The organism is Chitinophaga sp. RCC_12, assembly GCF_041360695.1.
Classification (GTDB): domain Bacteria; phylum Bacteroidota; class Bacteroidia; order Chitinophagales; family Chitinophagaceae; genus Chitinophaga.
In genome coordinates this window covers 19,455-36,226 of the sequence record NZ_JBFUPS010000019.1, presented here as the reverse complement: position 1 = coordinate 36,226, position 16,772 = coordinate 19,455, and the positions used below count along the sequence as shown (strand labels likewise).

Annotated in this window: 13 protein-coding genes; 8 read left to right on the top strand and 5 right to left on the bottom strand. The window is 46.3% G+C overall.

All coding sequences use genetic code 11. From position 1 onward, the window contains the following. Positions 1 to 154: 154 nt before the first annotated feature. Positions 155 to 568, bottom strand: coding sequence for a hypothetical protein (locus AB6805_RS32365; RefSeq protein WP_370913563.1), 414 nt, complete (start codon positions 566 to 568; stop codon positions 155 to 157). A gap of 149 nt (positions 569 to 717) precedes the next feature. Between AB6805_RS32365 and AB6805_RS32360 the strand changes: the two genes are divergently transcribed. From AB6805_RS32360 to AB6805_RS32350, 3 genes are all read left to right on the top strand, one after another. Beyond that, positions 718 to 2,139 carry a tetratricopeptide repeat protein gene (locus AB6805_RS32360; RefSeq protein WP_370913562.1) on the top strand — a complete coding sequence of 474 codons (1,422 nt, stop codon included), beginning with the start codon at positions 718 to 720 and terminating at the stop codon, positions 2,137 to 2,139. A gap of 180 nt (positions 2,140 to 2,319) precedes the next feature. Then, on the top strand, positions 2,320 to 3,084 hold the full coding sequence (locus AB6805_RS32355; RefSeq protein WP_370913561.1) for a phosphosulfolactate synthase: 765 nt from the start codon (positions 2,320 to 2,322) through the stop codon (positions 3,082 to 3,084). Positions 3,085 to 3,193: 109 nt separating this feature from the next. Beyond that, positions 3,194 to 3,925, top strand: coding sequence for a shikimate dehydrogenase (locus AB6805_RS32350; protein ID WP_370913560.1), 732 nt, complete (start codon positions 3,194 to 3,196; stop codon positions 3,923 to 3,925). 189 nt (positions 3,926 to 4,114) lie between these two features. On the opposite strand, the gene AB6805_RS32345 is transcribed toward AB6805_RS32350, so the two are convergent. Continuing rightward, positions 4,115 to 4,912 carry a class I SAM-dependent methyltransferase gene (locus AB6805_RS32345; RefSeq protein ID WP_370913559.1) on the bottom strand — a complete coding sequence of 266 codons (798 nt, stop codon included), beginning with the start codon at positions 4,910 to 4,912 and terminating at the stop codon, positions 4,115 to 4,117. 123 nt (positions 4,913 to 5,035) lie between these two features. Here AB6805_RS32345 and truB point away from each other — a divergent pair, with 123 nt between their 5' ends. Further along, positions 5,036 to 5,731: a tRNA pseudouridine(55) synthase TruB gene (gene truB / locus AB6805_RS32340; RefSeq protein ID WP_370913558.1), complete on the top strand. Its 696-nt coding sequence runs from the start codon at positions 5,036 to 5,038 to the stop codon at positions 5,729 to 5,731. On the opposite strand, the gene AB6805_RS32335 is transcribed toward truB, so the two are convergent. After that, positions 5,712 to 8,141, bottom strand: coding sequence for a BamA/TamA family outer membrane protein (locus tag AB6805_RS32335; protein ID WP_370913564.1), 2,430 nt, complete (start codon positions 8,139 to 8,141; stop codon positions 5,712 to 5,714). The two genes, truB and AB6805_RS32335, sit on opposite strands and share 20 nt — an antisense overlap. Positions 8,142 to 8,243: 102 nt before the next feature. Between AB6805_RS32335 and AB6805_RS32330 the strand changes: the two genes are divergently transcribed. From AB6805_RS32330 to AB6805_RS32320, 3 genes are read left to right on the top strand one after another with little or no spacing between them, the layout of a single operon-like run. Continuing rightward, positions 8,244 to 8,984: a TrmH family RNA methyltransferase gene (locus AB6805_RS32330; protein WP_370913557.1), complete on the top strand. Its 741-nt coding sequence runs from the start codon at positions 8,244 to 8,246 to the stop codon at positions 8,982 to 8,984. A gap of 6 nt (positions 8,985 to 8,990) precedes the next feature. Then, the gene (locus tag AB6805_RS32325) at positions 8,991 to 10,013 is read left to right on the top strand and encodes a hypothetical protein (RefSeq protein ID WP_370913556.1); all 1,023 of its coding nucleotides are present in this window, start codon (positions 8,991 to 8,993) and stop codon (positions 10,011 to 10,013) included. Then, positions 9,979 to 12,309, top strand: a complete 2,331-nt coding sequence (locus AB6805_RS32320) for a hypothetical protein (RefSeq protein WP_370913555.1) — start codon at positions 9,979 to 9,981, stop codon at positions 12,307 to 12,309. The genes AB6805_RS32325 and AB6805_RS32320 overlap by 35 nt, the downstream gene beginning before the upstream one ends. Here the strand turns inward: AB6805_RS32320 and AB6805_RS32315 are convergent, their stop codons facing one another. Further along, positions 12,310 to 13,545 (bottom strand): ABC transporter permease, encoded by a 1,236-nt coding sequence (locus tag AB6805_RS32315; protein ID WP_370913554.1) that lies wholly within the window; start codon positions 13,543 to 13,545, stop codon positions 12,310 to 12,312. It lies immediately after the preceding gene. A gap of 162 nt (positions 13,546 to 13,707) precedes the next feature. Between AB6805_RS32315 and AB6805_RS32310 the strand changes: the two genes are divergently transcribed. Continuing rightward, entirely contained in the window at positions 13,708 to 15,000 is a 1,293-nt protein-coding gene (locus AB6805_RS32310; protein ID WP_370913553.1) for a DUF5103 domain-containing protein, read from the top strand. Positions 15,001 to 15,057: 57 nt separating this feature from the next. Here AB6805_RS32310 and AB6805_RS32305 read toward each other — a convergent pair whose 3' ends face one another. Then, the gene (locus AB6805_RS32305; RefSeq protein WP_370913552.1) at positions 15,058 to 16,371 is read right to left on the bottom strand and encodes an NAD(P)/FAD-dependent oxidoreductase; all 1,314 of its coding nucleotides are present in this window, start codon (positions 16,369 to 16,371) and stop codon (positions 15,058 to 15,060) included. Positions 16,372 to 16,772 lie beyond the last annotated feature (401 nt).

The window sequence follows — 16,772 nt, the reverse complement described above, 5'->3', positions numbered from 1 at the left end:
TTTAAAATCAAAAATGTTCAAATCAGCGTAATCAGTGTAATAAGTTTAATCCTGAGTAAGACAACCTCCGCTCCGCTCGCAAAAAAAGAGCCGGTTAAAAAGCTGTAGAACTTTTTAACCGGCCCATATTGTAATTGAAGAAACGTTAAGTTTATTACCCTTTCTTAAGCGGCAGAATAATCTGCAGTTTCTGAAAGTTCATGTTTCCAGGAAGTTGTGACTGCACCTGGACGTTGGTTGGAACTACATAAGTGACATTACCTTTCGTATAGGTCATTACCGCTTTCAGGTTAATGACATTATTATAGTTATTGGTAGTAGTAAACTTAAAGTCTGAGTTGAAGGTACCCGAAAAGCGGTAGCCAGCATCAAGGCTCAGATTGGTTTTAGGCATAGCTGTATTCAGCACAAAATGTTGGCTGTCAGCTGTCTTTTTCACTTTGTCTTTATTATTATCGGTGGGCAAAAAGCTATTATTTGCCGCCGCATTGAGAGCAAAAAACGCTAATGCGCCCGCTAACAAGCAAGACAATGAAAAGGTGCGTGATATGTATGTTTTCGCTTTCATTGTAACACAAATGTACAAACTTTTTGATATATTATATAACATATTCTTAACGCAAGATACGAAGAAATCACAAAGAATTGTTAAAAATTTTTTAGCACATTGATTTCACCCCATATTTGGGCATAGATAAAAGTACTATATTTACAGTAATGAGTAAAGACTTTTCATTTTTAAACGAGGATTTTGATGATCTGAGAGACTTGTTGCAGCAGTTTGAAAACCTCAGGGCTGGTAAGTCTCATTCTTTTTTGGACGAAGATTCATTTGAGCAGATCATAGACTATTATGACGAGCATGACGAAATGCCGATCGCATTGCAGGCCGCAGAAATAGCCATCGAACAATTCCCCTATTCCTCCACTTTACTTCTCAAAAAGGCCAACTTACTGATAGAAACCAAAAAATATAAGGAAGCATTGGACTTGCTGGAGAAAGCAGAAGTGCTGGACCGCACTGATATCAATCTTTATATACTGCAAACAGACGTTTACCTGGCGCTGAACCAGCACCAGAAGGCAGCTGCTGTGCTGGAAGAACAGATTGAACAGTTTTCAGGGGAAGACAGAACAGAATTATTGCTGGAACTGGCCGACGTATACGACGATTGGGAGGAGTTTGAGAAAGTGTTTGATTGCCTGAAACTGGCGCTGGAATATGATCCCACCAGTGAAGAAGCATTACATAAAATCTGTTTCTGGACAGAATTTACCGGCCGCAATGAAGAGAGCATCCGCCTGCATAGCGCCATTATCGACGAACATCCCTATAACCAGCTGGCCTGGTTTAATCTGGGCACAGCATTCCAGGGACTTAAATTATACGAAAAAGCGATAGACGCATACCAATATGCGGTGGCCATAGATGAGAAATTCGATTATGCCTACCGTAATATGGGCGATGCCTATATCCGGATGCGCAAGTATGCCGAAGCCATAGAAGTGCTCCAGAAACACCTGGAAATCGCCAAGCCGGAGGATGTCATCTATGAAGCTATTGGTCATTGTTACGAAAGACAACGGAAGTTTACCCAGGCACGTTACTACTACCGTAAAGCTTCGCATCTGAGTCCCAGCGATGATAAGCTGTACTACAAGATTGCGGTGGCCTATATGATGGAAGCCAACTGGGAAAATGCCGTTAAATCGTTAATGAGCGCACTGAAAATAAATAAAACCAACGCAGAGTACAATATGAGCCTGGGTGAATGCTACCTGGAGCTCGGAAAGAACAAGGATGCACTGGTACATTTTATGAATGCCGTACGTACCAGGCCCAAAAGCGCCGTTACCTGGCAGGAACTGTTAAAGGGACTGTATGTATCCGGATTCCTTGATGAAGCCCTTGTGCAATTGGCCATAGCAGAGGAAAAGGCGGGCCGCAAACCTATCTTTATCTATTACCGGGCCGCTATCCTGATAGCCATGGGTAAAACAAAAGAAGGGTTACTGCACCTGGAAACAGCCCTGCAACAGGCCCCAAAGATTGTTAAAAAGCTCGTAGAGCTCGACCCTGCTGTGTTACAGCATGTGAGTGTGGTAGATCTGATCGCCCAATATCGCCGCAAACGTTAACCAGTGTTATTTACTTTAATAAAATAAAGTATACTTCTTATTTTTGCGCCGGCTTTTAATTGTCATGGACAAAAGTCAATAGTATTTCCGGTTACTAAAATTGCATCTACGCTATCCCGAAGTGCCTGGCGAAAATTAGCATGTGTTTTACTGACCAATAAGAAGATAAAAATATTTCAAATGAATTTTAATCTGACACAAATCCCGGAAAGGACAAAGAAGCCCCGCACACATGGACTCACTATGGTAATGGACAAAGGGCTGAGTTTGGAAGAAGCACGAAATTTTTTATCCGCAGCAGGTCCTCATATTGATATCCTGAAACTGGGTTTTGGCACTGCTTACGTTACGCCCAACCTGCGCGCAAAAATTGAACTTTACCAGTCGGCAAACATCCCCGTATACTTTGGCGGAACCCTGTTCGAAGCCTTTGTAATCCGCAACCAGTTTGAAGAATACATCAACGTGGTAAAAGATTACGGTATCAGCTACATGGAAGTTTCCGATGGCTCAATCACTATCCCGCATGCTGAAAAATGCGGTTATATTGAAAAACTGGCAAAAATAGGGCTGGTACTGAGCGAAGTAGGCTCCAAAGATGCTGAACACATTATCCCTCCCTATAAGTGGATTGAACTGATGAGCGCTGAGCTCTCCGCCGGCGCCACTTATGTGATTGCTGAAGCCCGCGAAAGCGGTAACGTAGGCATTTACCGCGGCAGCGGCGAAGTTCGCGAAGGCCTGGTACAGGAAATCCTGACACAGATCCCCGCCGAAAAAATTATCTGGGAAGCGCCACAAAAAGCCCAACAGCTTTACTTCCTGGAACTGGTAGGCTGCAATGCCAACCTGGGCAACCTGGCTCCTAATGAAGTGATCTCCCTGGAAGCCATGCGCATCGGCCTGAGAGGAGATACCTTTAACCTGTTCCTCGACAGAGAATAGTTTTTTAAATAATTACGGATTATGAATTACGAATGACGGATTTGTGGATAACATCAACACAAATCCCTGATTTGTAATTCATAATTGGTAATGATCAATTACCTGGTACATGAAAATTTACGGACTTATTGGCTATCCGCTCAGTCACTCCTTCTCCAAAGGCTTCTTTAAAGAAAAATTTGAAAAGGAAAATATATCAGGATGTGTATATGATAACTTCCCGATTCCAGGCATCTCTGAATTTACCTCCCTGCTGGAGCAGCATCCGCAACTGCATGGCCTCAACGTTACCATCCCCTATAAGGAAGTGGTAATCCCCTTCCTGGATAATCTCAGCGATGCCGCCGCGAAAATCGGCGCTGTAAACTGTATCGACTTCAGGGACGGAAAAAAAACAGGCTACAACACGGATGTAATCGGGTTTACCAAATCGCTGCAACCCCTGCTGCAAGCCCATCATAAGCACGCACTGGTACTGGGCACCGGCGGCGCCGCCAAAGCTATTATGTATGCGCTGGAACAGTTGGGCATTACCTATACCATAGTAAGCCGGCAGCCGGTGAACGGAGCCGTATCTTACGAATCACTGCACCAACAGGTAATGGAACAACACACCGTAATTGTGAATACAACACCGCTGGGCATGTATCCGAAAACAGATACCTTCCCCGAAATCCCTTACCAGTACCTTACTTCCAGGCACCTGCTGTATGACCTGGTGTATAACCCGGCAGAAACATCCTTCCTGCAACGGGGCGCCGCACAGGGCGCCACCATCAAAAATGGCCACGAAATGCTGATCCTCCAGGCGGAAGCCTCGTGGGAAATCTGGAACGCGTAGGTTGTCTTACTCAGGATTACGCTGATTTTACTGATTTTTTCTTTTGGATTTTCTTTAGATTTTTAGATTTAGTAATAATTAAGGGAGATGAGAGCGAATATCCGCTTCTATCTCCCTTAATCCTTTATAAAATCAAAAAAGTAAAATCAAACTAATCAGTAAAATCAGCGTAATCCTGAGTAAGACAACCTACGCTGGCTTTATCATGTAGTACACGCACGTGGTAACGAAGTTCCGGAAGAAAGGAATCGCCGCAACTGGCTTCCACTGCACCCGCGCGCTTACCCCGAATTTATATTTATAGATAGGATTGATCAGGTAAAACCGGCGTTGCGTAATTTTATATTGCTGGCGCTTTACGATACGTTCAAAACGTTCAATGGAAATGCCGGTGGATTTTACATCCATCAGGTCGATCACTACATCATCTCCTTCGCCAAACATGCGCAATACACCTTTGTAGAGCGGCCGGGGAAGCAAATGAATATAAGGTACCATGCTGAGGAATTTGTTCTTGCAAATCTGCTGATGCCCTCCATGAGGCATATACCACGGCGGAAAACCAAAATACACCTGCCCGCGGGGACTCAGCAACTGTTTCAGATGACCGATGATTTTTTCCTGGTCAGGAATGTGTTCAATGGCATCTTTCAAAATAATTACGTCAAAAGAATTCCGGAATTCTCCGAGGAAATCCAGGTCATAAATATTTTTGGCAATCAGTTTTAATTGTCCGTTGTCCAGGTATTGCTGCAAAAAAGTTTTGGCCAGTTCTATCCGGTCTGGTGCAAGATCCACGCCTACGCAGTTACACCCTTTTTCCAGCAAAGGAGTAAGCACACCGCCTTCCCCACATCCTACCTCCATTACACGCAGGCCTTCCAGTTGCGGAAACTCCTGCTGTATGAATGGCAGCACATAGTCGCGCGAATTGTCCACCTGTTGCTTGTGCCGTAGCGTTGCGTCTAAATGATGTTCTAATGCCATGTATTTAAAATTGCGTGAATTTAGTAAAAAGCCCTTAGCTTTTAGCTTTTCAGGATCTTAAATAAATCCTATAATTAGCGGCCGCATGCTGACAGCTAGCTGCTAATAGCTATCTTTGCGGGCATGCAAACGAACGAAAAAGCAAATTACCAGGAAGGAGCCGTGATATTGATCAATAAGCCTTTAACATGGACCTCCTTCGATGTAGTGCGTAAGATAAGAAATCTCACCAAAGCTAAAATAGGTCACGCCGGCACGCTGGATCCTTTAGCTACCGGACTGCTGATCTGCTGTACGGGGAAAATGACCAAGAAAATCAATGAATACCAGGCACAGGAGAAAGAATACACCGGCACTTTTACTTTAGGCGCTACCACACCCACATTCGATAAGGAGTCTGAGCCGGAGAATTTTAAAGATATCAGCCATCTTGATGAAGCGGCCATCATGGCTGCTACCCAACCGTTCATCGGTGAAATTATGCAGCTGCCGCCTATCCATTCTGCCATCAAGCAAAATGGAAAACCTATTTACCTGCTGGCGAGGAAAGGAGTAGACGTAAAAGTAGAACCACGGAAATTAACCATCGCCGCATTTGAGATCACTAAAATAGATTTACCGGAAGTACATTTCAGAGTAGTGTGCAGCACGGGTACGTATATACGCTCCCTGGCAAATGACTATGGCGCACAATTAGGTTGCGGCGCTTACCTGAGCAGTCTTTGCAGAACCCGCATCGGTAGTTTCAGTTTGTCGGAAGCTACTGACATGGAAGATTTCATTGCTGCCAACGCCGTTCCTAAAACGGATAACCAATAGCAATATTCCAGATTATATTTTCACGGCGCCAGCGGCTGTCTTTCAGATCCCACTCACTCACATACCAGCCGTTTTTATTACCGGTGAAGTAAGGAACCTTCAGCGGTATGCCCCAATCCAGGCGGACGAGGAAGAAAGAGAAATCCAGTCGCAGGCCCGCGCCCGTACCCATCGCCAGGTCATGATACAGCTGGTTGAAGCGGAATTCGGAGCCGGGCCGGGTGGAGTCCTTGCGGATCATCCAGATATTACCCATATCCAGGAAGGTGGCGCCTTTCAGGTTTACGCTGCCGCCAAACATCCTTAACAGGTCGAAGCGGTATTCGAGGTTTCCCTCCAGCTTCATGTCGCCGGTTTGATCGGGGAATGCCTGCGCGGTAGCAGAGGAATCTTTAAAAGAGCCGGGACCCAGTGTGCGTAAGCGCCATGCGCGGATACTGTTGGGACCACCGGAAGTAAACTGCCTGATATAAGGCAATACCTGTGAGTAACTATACGGAATACCTACGCCGGCATAAACCCTGCTGGCCAGCCCGCTATGGAGCCCCAGTTTCCAGAAGTGACGGTAATCTGCTTCTATCTTTACAAAATTTGAAATATTTACGTTGGTCAGCGTTTCCAGGTTGGTTTTTTTGCCGCTGATGCCGTTCATCAGGCTATTGATGCCGCTGAGCCACAGTCCTGATTCTTCCACGTTCACCCGGAAGTAGCTGTAGTGCTGCTGATGCAGCAGATCCTGGTTGCTGAAAATAAACGAAACGCTTTCCCCGCCAATTAACGCCGGTTCAAAGCTGCGTTTCAGGTAGGGATTGGTATTTACCACGCTGTCGCGGAAAGTCGGGTCCAGGCTCACGCCTACATAGTTGAGCGTAATAGGCCGCATGATCCAGCGTTTGTAAAGGCTTTCGTTCCAGTCGTACCCATAGGAGGCGTTGATGCTGGTTACATCAAACTTCTCCACGCGGGAGAGGTAGTTGGCGCCAAGCGTTAATCTTGTTTTTACGTTGGAGCGGCTGCTTTGTTTGATGTTAAACGGCAGTGCAAAACGTGGCCACGTAAGACTTACCTCGCCTCCAAACTGTTTCGACTGCAGCTCCCATCCCGACTCCTGGCGTACCAGTTCAATACCGGTACTAAGCGCCATACCCAGTTGCGTAGCCGTTTTATTCAGGTTAATATGCCGGTAGTTCAGGGTTACGCCTGATCCCAGCGTATAGTCCGAACTGTTACTTAATTCAAAGGTCAAACCCAGTTCCTGCCTGCGCCTGGGGGTAAGGAACACATAGGCATCCAGCGTATTTACGGAGTCTTTCGGTTCTTTGTATTGCAGTGTAACAAACTGCCATACGCCGATATCATATAATTTATTGACGGTATTATTATACCGCTGCATGGAATAATTTTCCCCTGGCCGCAATAAAATAGACCTGGAGAGGATCTTTGGTTTCAATAGTTCCTGGTGGGAGCGAATGGTAATATACTTGCGCTCGTCCTGTTTCAGGGTGCTGTCGTTTGGATTGGCATTCAATGAAAAGTCGGGATAGGCGTATACTTTGCCAATATGATACTGTTGCCAGTTGGCGGTGCTGTCTTCCGGGTTTTTAATCCGGATTTCCACGTCCATCGTCAGTTTATCCCTGCCTTTATTTTCATTAAAGATGTTTACAAACCCTTCAAAAGGGTTGAGGGTATTCCGGAACAGGGCCTTGTTGAGCGTGTCCACACTGAATTCTATGGCGTCGCGGTTAAATTTGTAGTACCCGGCATCTTTGATGAGGCGGGTGAGTCTTTCCCTTTCGCTGCCCAGGGTAGCCGATTTAAAAGCAACGCCTTTCTGCACCAGTGATAATTTTTCATTGGCTTTTACGATCCGCAGGATGGCGGAATCCGGTACGGCATAAGTGATTTTATCTATTACGAAGTTTCGTCCTGTATTTACCTGGTAGGTAACACTGGTTTTACGCCGGGAAGTTTCCTCCTCATAATTTACCGTTACATAAAAGAATCCCTGGTTGTGGAGGTAGCTGGTCATGCGCGCCACTGATTCTTTGGTTTTGGTAGAATCATAGATTACCGGTTCTTCCAGGTTCCTTTTGGCGAGTACCAGGTTCCAGAACCAGTTCGACTTTTTCTCGTTGTACTTCTGATTATAGAGCCATACTTTGATACGGCTGTTGAGCAGTTTTTTATTGGGTTGCTGCGTCATCAGCGATTTGGAAGAGAGGGAGCTGCGCAGATCCTGTTTTTCAGAATTGAGGATTTCGCCGTTTACATCTACTTTGGCGCTGGTATACAGTGTTTGATCTTTCTGGAGATATTTGGTATTGGAGCAGGCTGCCAACGTAAGTATTACAGCCAGTAGCAGCAATTGTTTCAGCAATAAAATTTTTGAATTGGGAAGCAGCTGCATCACGGGCGAAAACGTTGTTAAAAATTTTAAAAGCCAATACTGACGAACGGGTAACCATGCCTCTTCTTGGCTGATTAAAAGAAATCGTGTAGGTTTGGCCCCATGTTGTCAAAGGCGCAAATTAAATATATTCAATCATTACAGCACAAAAAAAACAGGCAAAAATCCAGCCAGTATGTGGCAGAGGGTGATAAGATTGTGCAGGAGCTGCTACAGGCGGGCATGCCCGTGAAAGGAGTATATGCAACAGCCGATTGGCTGGAGCAGCATAGTTCTCTGGTAGATCGTATGCCGGCCGGCACTGTAACTGAAGTGGATGCTGCTGTGCTCAAACAACTGTCGTCGCTCACTACCCCCAACCGGGCAATGGCTTTGCTGGATATGCCCGCCCCCGCGAATCCGCTGCCGGCAGCCGGAACGGTGGCACTGGCGCTGGAAGCCATCCAGGACCCCGGCAATATGGGAACGCTTATTCGTATAGCCGACTGGTTTGGAATTCCGCAGATCATTTGCTCACCGGATTGCGTAGACGTATATAATCCTAAAACCATACAAGCCACTATGGGTAGTATGATACGGGTTCGTATAGCCGAATACGATATCCGCGAACTACTGCAGCAAACAAAGCTGCCCTCTTTTGCGGCTACCCTCCACGGAAAAAATATCGCGACCTTTCCCGTTATCAAAGAAGGTATTATCCTGATCGGTAATGAAGGCAGGGGATTAACGGAAGATGTAACCGCCCTGGCTACCCACCGGATCACCATCCCCCGGATCGGTGGCGCCGAATCATTGAATGCCGCAATAGCTGCAGGTATTATCTGCGGCCGCCTGCTTATTTAACTGCTCATGAACCCCCGGATACTGCTCATCATATTATTGCTTTCCTGTAATCACGCTGCGAAACGGAACGTAACACCCGCATTCTATTACTGGAAGCAAACATGGACAGGCAACACCGCCGAACTGAAGTATATGCACGACCTGCCCGCAGGGCGGCTGTATATAAAACTGTTCGATGTAGCTGTTGACGAGGTAACTAAGGCGCCCGCCCCGGTAGCCATATTCCGGCAGAAAGCCCCTTTCCCCGCAGGCGTGGAAATAGTGCCGGTAGTATTCCTGATGAATGAAATATGGGCAAACCCGGGTCCCCAGCTGGCGGCCAACGTATCCCGGCTGATGGAGCAGCTGTGCGACTCGTTACCCGCTGCCAGTATAAAAGAAATCCAGCTGGATTGCGACTGGACCCAAACTACCAGCGAAGCCTACTTCTCTTTTATAAAACAAATCCGCCAAACCCCTTTTTTCCGGCACCGCCGGATATCCGCTACCATCCGGATGTACCAGGTGAAGTATAAAGTACGTACCGGTATACCGCCGGTAGACAGGGGACTGCTGATGTGTTATAACATGGGCGACCTGCGTAAGCCCGGATCGCATAATTCCATCCTCGACATACCTGCCATGGAATCCTACCTGGGTGAGCAACGGGTTGCAGCGTATCCCTTACCTTTGGATATCGCTTTGCCTTTATTCAGCTGGAGCGTTTTATTCCGCAACGGAACGGAGTATACCGGTATTCTAAGGAACATTGGTACGGCGGAATTGCAGGATACCACTATCTTTGCAGCCGGTGATAAACAACTGTATACCATCAGAAAGGATACTACGCTGAACGGATATCCCTTAAAAGAAGGAAGTGTGATCCGGCGTGAAACCATTGACCAGCAGGCATTGGAAACGGCCGCGCAGTTAGTGGCAAAACAGTTGCAAACACCCGATCCGGTTATTATATTTTATCATCTTGATTCAACAACCCTGAAAAAATATCCATTGAATGAACTACAAAAAATTTGTCGTTTTTTTAATTAGCTTTTGTGCCGTTTTCTTTGGTAATGTGGTGTACACCTTATCCTGCGGACCAACCCCTGATCCTTACGACTATTACGTTTCTTTTTTTAGTCCGTATACAAAGGGCGCCGGCTACGAGCCATTTTATTACACCGCACTCACCAATTTTTTTGGCGATCCAACGCCTTCGGAGGAAACAGCCAATGTGGCCGACTGGCAAAACTATACCGGCAATAAAGTAACGGCAAAGGATATACGTGAATGCATTTACACTTATCCAAAAGAGCAGCTGGCTGCCATTGCGGAGGGGAGTGCGGCATTACCGGACAGTGTGAAGAAGAACACCTTTGCCCAGTTCCTGGGGAAGGAAAAGAACCGGGAAGCAGCGCGTTACCTGTTGTTTGCAAAATCATGCGAGCCTGCCGTAATCAACGCCGATCCATGGTCAGTGCCAGAGCGCAATAACCCGTTACTGGCTACATTATATACAGAAGGGCAAGGCTTGCGGGATAAAGTAAAAGATAAAGATATCCGCGACCGTTATAGTTTCCAGCTAGTACGGCTGCAGCATTACAGCAAACAATACCGGGAAGCGGTTACTTCTTTCGATCAGCTGTTCGATGGAAAAGAAGGATCATCCCTGGTATATTATAAGGCACTGGCGTTGAAATCCGGCGCCTTACTGCGTTTGAAAGACTCTGTGCAGAGCGCTTATTTGTTTTCCCGCGTGTTTGAGAAGGCGCCATCCCTGCGGCTTTCCTCTTTTGTCAGTTTAATGTGGGCCAACACCACACCTGAACAAGTATATTCTTTGTGCAAGGACGACCATGAAAAGGCAATGGTAGCAGCCATTTATGGCTTTACCAATCCCGCGCCCGATATAACCGCCATCCGGCAGGTGTATGCATCAGACCCTGCTTCTCCTGCGCTGAATATATTGCTGGGAAGGGAAATTAATAAGCTGGAAGATGCTTACTTCAGTCCGGCGCTGATGGAAGGACAAAATACCGGTATCGTGAGTATACAGGATTATTCCCCTGCGGAAAAGAGTAAGCTGCTCGCCCAACTAAGGGAGCTACAAACCATGGTGGATAGCCTGGTTCAACAGGGCAAATTAAAAGATGTGGACTTATGGCGGGTTTCATCTGCCTACCTTTCCTATATCCGCAAAAATTACCCGGCGGCAGCCCAACAACTGGCAGCTATAAAAACAAAAGACCCGGAAGTAAAAGACCAGTGGGAAATTGTGAATTTACTGGTAAACATCAATCAACAAAAAACGATCGACAGTGCCTTTGAATCGAAGCTGCTGGCGTCTTTTAAATGGCTGGACACGAAAACTGCCGGCAATAGAAATTACTCGAATTACTGGGGAAGAGAGGAAAACAAAAATTTCGCCTTTGGTAAAACCTACCGTAACCTGTTGTTTGCCATACTGGCGCCACGTTATCATCAGCAGGGCGACTTTGTGAAGGAGTCGCTGATCAGGGGCCGTTGTGATTCGCTGAAAATGAACGATTATTTTGTTTCCGGTCAAACGTCGCTGGATCAGATCAACAACGATATGAACCCCGCAACGCTGATGCGCCTGAAAGATTTCCTGCACCAACCGGTTAAAACGCCGTATGAATCTTACCTCGCAGGGTTCCTGCCTGAAGGTATTAACCTGGACCAGGCGATAGGTGTGAGCTATATGCGCTTACACGATTTCAGCCATGCGCGGGAGTGGTTTAAGAAAGCAGGACCAGGTGCGCTCGCTGTTTCTTACCAGGTATTCCATGATCAGTTGCAGGACTTCGGGGTAGACAGTGCGGAAGCGCCCTATACAAAAGCCATTACGCAGCTGCAGTTTTGCGAACGTATGGTACAGCTGCAGGAAAAGATGAAAACAGCGCCGGTACCTGCAAAAGTATACTACGATTATGCGACGGCGTTATTCAGTATTTCCTATTATGGCAGAACCTGGAACTTTGTAAAAGACTACCGCCCGTCCACACGGTGGTACGCTCCCGAATGTGATAAAGATCCTTTTGAAAAGCAATATTTTGGATGCTATGCAGCGGAAAGTTATTACCTCAAAGCGGCGCAGGCCAGTACAGATAAGGAGTTCAGGGCAAAGTGCGCATTTATGGCTGCCCGTTGTTCGCAGAAACATACTGCCAATAACGGTAACAGCGATCAATATATAACTGCGTTGGTCCATAACCGTTATTTTCCGTTACTGGCGGGTAATTACGGGCAAACGAAGTTTTATCAACAGGCATATGACCAGTGCAGTTACCTGCGTGATTATGTGAAAAGCACCCGGAAGAAATAGTTATTTAAACTGGATGGCCTTTACGGGAGTAATGCGCCGGATAATCCTGGCAGGGATTTGCAGTATCAATGTGCAGATAAGGAAGGTGCCCACGTTGATGAGCAGGATGTCCACCCAGTGAAGAGATACCGCTGCTACCGACATGTAATAGGATTCTTCCGGCAGCTTGAAGATGCCGGTGGCCTGCTGGAGGAAAGCAATGCCCAGCCCGAAGAAATCGCCGATCAGTATGCCCAGTATAACGATATAGGCCGCCTGGTATACAAATACTTTCTGGATATCCCAGTTGCGCATACCGAGTGCTTTGGCAATACCTATCATATTGGTACGTTCCAGGATGAGGATGAGAATAGCCGTGATCATGTTAATGATGGCTACGATGGTCATAATAACGATAATGATCAGTTCATTCTGGTTTTGCAGCTGGAGCCAGTCGAAAATATTCGGGTAAATATCCCGGATGGTGCGGGTAAACAATTGCTCCGGCAATACGTTGTTATCCATATACCGCGCCACGGAATCCATGTTGCGGTAGTTATTGATGGATACCTCGAAGCCGCCTACCTGGTTGGGGTCCCAGTCGTTGAGCTTGCGTACCAGGTTAAGGTCGCCGATCACGTAAGTTTTATCATATTCCTCGATACCGGTTTTGAATATGCCCGTTACCGTTAGTTTGCGGGCTCGTGGTGGCAACCCGCCTCCCTGTATAAAATAGATGATGGCTTTATCATTTACTTTCAGTTGCAGTTCTTTGGCCATGTATTCGGAGATGATAATTTCCGGTGCATAGGAGCTGTCGTTGAACTGTAGCAGTTTGCCGGCCTGGAGGAAACGTTTCAGTTGCGGCCAGTCGTATCCCTGGTCTATTCCTTTGAAGATGATGCCGTCTATTTCCTTTTCGGATTTAATGATGGCAGATTTGGTAGCGTAATTGCTGATGGTTTTAATACCCGGTGCTGTTTTAATGCTATCTATCAGGCTTTTGCGGCTGTAGAAGGGGATTTCTTCCGTGAGGGGACCGGCATTGGGCTGGTATTCATTGATATGAATATGCCCCCAGAAGCTGAAAATCTTCTCCTGGATCACCTGCTGAAAACCGTTTACCAGCGCTGTTGCCAGGATCATTACCGCTACGCTTATCGCGGTAGCGGCTACTGCGATATTGATAATGAATTTTGAGAAAGAAGATCCCTTATTGAAAGCAATCCGTCTGGCAATAAAAAATGATAAACGCATGGAACAAATATAGGGAAAAGCTGAAAGTGCAAAGCAAAAAGGGATGCCAACGGTAATTGGGCGGGATAAATATTCTATCTTCGCCAGGATCATTTGCTACCCGGCTTTTGGCGTTCGGCTTTCCGCTTTTAATCGTAACTTGAATACTATCAATTACCTCGTATGCGTACAGCAGCATTAATTTTTACAATAGCCCTTGTTTCCTGTTTGTTTAACAGCAGCACGTCGGCGCAAGTGAATGTTATTACCCCGGACCATGTATACTACAATAACATCAAATCCGTGAAGTTTAACCAAAGCGGCGATCCGTTAAGCTTACCCATGTATACAATTGGTACAGGGGAGAAGCTGGAACTGTCGTTCGACGACCTGGATAATGATGTGAAAAACTACTATTATTCATTTGTGCTTTGCAATGCCGACTGGACACCCGCACAGGTAAACCAGTTTGATTATATGCGGGGATTTTCAGAAACCAGGATACTGAATTACAAGTTATCCAGTGTGTCGCTGCAGCGTTATACCCATTACAGCATTCAGTTGCCGGGCACCAACAGCTACCCCGTGAAATCTGGCAATTACCTGCTGAAGGTATATCTGGACAGCGATACTTCACAGCTGGCATTTACCCGCCGGATGTTTGTGGTGGAAAATAAAGCAGGGATAACAGGATTTATCCAGCAACCCATTGCCCCTAAACTATTCCGTACGCATCAGAAAATCAATTTTGAAGTAAACACCGGTTCCCTGAATATCCAGAATCCTTTTGACCAGATCAAAGTGGTGGTGTTGCAGAACTACCGCTGGGACAATGCGCTTACCACGCTGAAGCCGCAGTTTATTAACGGGAACATCCTGAAATACAATGCAGAACAGGACTGTATCATGCCGGCAGGCAAGGAATTCCGCTGGATTGACCTGCGCAGCTTCCGGTTGCAGACCGAAAGGGTGCAGCGTTCCGAGTATCATAACAACAGTACAGATGTATTTGCGGTAATGGACCAGGAAAGGGCCGATAAGCCGTATCAGTTTATTAAAGATATCAACGGAAAATATTACCTGGCTACGCTGGATGACTATGATCCTAATTTTGAAGGAGATTATGCTTCCGTACATTTTTCCTTTGGGGCGCCCGAACCTTATGCGGGATATGAGATGTATATCTTTGGAGAGTTTACCAACTATGAGCTAAACAACGCGAATAAGCTTACGTATAATGGGGCCAGTCGCGCTTATGAAGGCACTATTTTCCTCAAGCAGGGATACTATAATTACATTTATGGGATGGTAGATAAAACCAATCCCAATGGAAAGTTCAGCACTGAGATGACAGAGGGTGATCATTGGGAAACGGAAAACAACTATACCATTTTGTTGTATTACCGGGCGCTGGGTGGGCGGTCTGACGAGCTGGTGTCGTCAATTACATTGAATTCTATTCTTAACCGTAAGTAAGGAATAAATAAAAAGCAACAGGGAGATGAATGATTTCATCTCCCTGTTGCTTTTTATTTATGCGCCGATGCTTTGGCGTAGTTTAACAATATTGGCGGCGCCGCGTTTGATGATGATGCGGGTGCCTCTTTCGTAGGTGAAGTACCTATAAAACCAGTTGATGAATACCACCAGTTTATTCCTGAATCCCAGCAGGCTGAGGAGGTGAACGATCATCCACGCCATCCATGCGAGGTAGCCGCTCATGCGCATACCGGCAAATTCGGCTACGGCCCTGTTACGACCAATGGTGGCCATGCTGCCGAGATCTTTATAATTAAATCCTTTCATGGGTTTGTTTTCCAGTGAAAGCATGAGATTGTGTGCCAGGTTTTTGCCTTGTTGGATAGCCACCTGCGCCACCATGGGATAGCCTTTGGGGAAGCGGGGATCGTTGGTCATCTGGGCAATATCACCGATGGCGTATATGTTGTTGAATCCTTTGAGCTGGTTCAGTTCATTTACGATGATACGGCCGTTTGGCAGGACAATATCTGCCGGGATACCTTTTACCGGGACGCCTTTTACGCCGGCACTCCAGAGGAGTGATTGCGTTTGGATCAGTTCCCCGGTGCTGAGGGTAACGGTTTTGCCGTCGTATTCTTTTACGCCGGTATTGGTGAGTACGCGGACACCGATTTCCTGCAGGGCTTCCAGTGTTTTCTGTGATGTTTTTTCACTGAAGGAGGCCAGCAGTTTTGGTCCTGCTTCGATGAGGTATACATTCATCAGCGACTGGGGCAGGGTGGGATAGTCTTTCGGCATAATGTATTTGCGGAGTTCTGCAAAGGCGCCGGCCAGTTCCACGCCGGTAGGGCCACCGCCTACCATCACGAAATTGAGCTTTGGTTTTATTTCTTCCGGGTTTTGCAGCAACAGGCTTTCTTCAAATTGTTTCACCACATAGTTCCTGATCTGCACAGCTTCTATGAGTGATTTCATGCCGATGGCATTGTCTTCAATATCTTTATTTCCGAAGAAGTTGGTATTGCTGCCGGTGGCGAAAACGAGGTAATCGTAATGGATTTCCCCGATACCGGTTTCCAGTATATTTTCTTCAGAGCGGATACCTGTTACTTCCGCCATGCGGAATACGAGGTTACGTTGTTTCCGGAAGATTCCCCGCAACGGGAAGGCGATGCTATCTGGTTCCAGGCCAGCGGTAGATACCTGGTATAGCAACGGTTGAAACAGGTGATAGTTGTTCCGGTCGAGCAGTACTACCTGTACGGGTGCATGTTTAAGTTGTTTGGCAAGATTTACGCCGCCGAATCCACCACCTACTATAACGATTCGCGGTTGTTTTGTTTCCGGGATGTTGGGCTGAATCATAATTCGTCATTTTATATTGCCGCAGTTGCGATGATATGGTAATAAGATTCTCAAAGTTACGAAACTTTCAGAAAAAAATGAAAACTATGGAGCGGAGGTTGTCTTTCTCAGGATTACGCTGATTTTATTGATTGGCTTTTTGGGATTTTGGGAGATGAGGGCGGAGATTGGAGCGGAGGTTGTCTTGGGCACTGATTACGCTGATTTTGCTGATTGACTTTTTTAGATTTTGGGAGATGGAAGCGGAGGTTGTCTTTCTCAGGATTACGCTGATTTTATTGATTGGATTTTGTGATTATGGACTTTTGAAAGAAGGAAAAGCATTACTGGATTTTTATTCTTCTATCAGTATTTTGTCCATAGAATTGGTTTGTTTTTTGCTATTTTAGAAGATTTTCGGA

Coding starts and splice junctions, on each gene's coding strand:
- AB6805_RS32365 (WP_370913563.1), bottom strand. CDS start 568: ATGAAAGCGAAAACATACATATCACGCACCTTTTCATTGTCTTGCTTG.
- AB6805_RS32360 (WP_370913562.1), top strand. CDS start 718: ATGAGTAAAGACTTTTCATTTTTAAACGAGGATTTTGATGATCTGAGA.
- AB6805_RS32355 (WP_370913561.1), top strand. CDS start 2,320: ATGAATTTTAATCTGACACAAATCCCGGAAAGGACAAAGAAGCCCCGC.
- AB6805_RS32350 (WP_370913560.1), top strand. CDS start 3,194: ATGAAAATTTACGGACTTATTGGCTATCCGCTCAGTCACTCCTTCTCC.
- AB6805_RS32345 (WP_370913559.1), bottom strand. CDS start 4,912: ATGGCATTAGAACATCATTTAGACGCAACGCTACGGCACAAGCAACAG.
- truB (WP_370913558.1), top strand. CDS start 5,036: ATGCAAACGAACGAAAAAGCAAATTACCAGGAAGGAGCCGTGATATTG.
- AB6805_RS32335 (WP_370913564.1), bottom strand. CDS start 8,141: ATGCAGCTGCTTCCCAATTCAAAAATTTTATTGCTGAAACAATTGCTG.
- AB6805_RS32330 (WP_370913557.1), top strand. CDS start 8,244: ATGTTGTCAAAGGCGCAAATTAAATATATTCAATCATTACAGCACAAA.
- AB6805_RS32325 (WP_370913556.1), top strand. CDS start 8,991: ATGAACCCCCGGATACTGCTCATCATATTATTGCTTTCCTGTAATCAC.
- AB6805_RS32320 (WP_370913555.1), top strand. CDS start 9,979: ATGAACTACAAAAAATTTGTCGTTTTTTTAATTAGCTTTTGTGCCGTT.
- AB6805_RS32315 (WP_370913554.1), bottom strand. CDS start 13,545: ATGCGTTTATCATTTTTTATTGCCAGACGGATTGCTTTCAATAAGGGA.
- AB6805_RS32310 (WP_370913553.1), top strand. CDS start 13,708: ATGCGTACAGCAGCATTAATTTTTACAATAGCCCTTGTTTCCTGTTTG.
- AB6805_RS32305 (WP_370913552.1), bottom strand. CDS start 16,371: ATGATTCAGCCCAACATCCCGGAAACAAAACAACCGCGAATCGTTATA.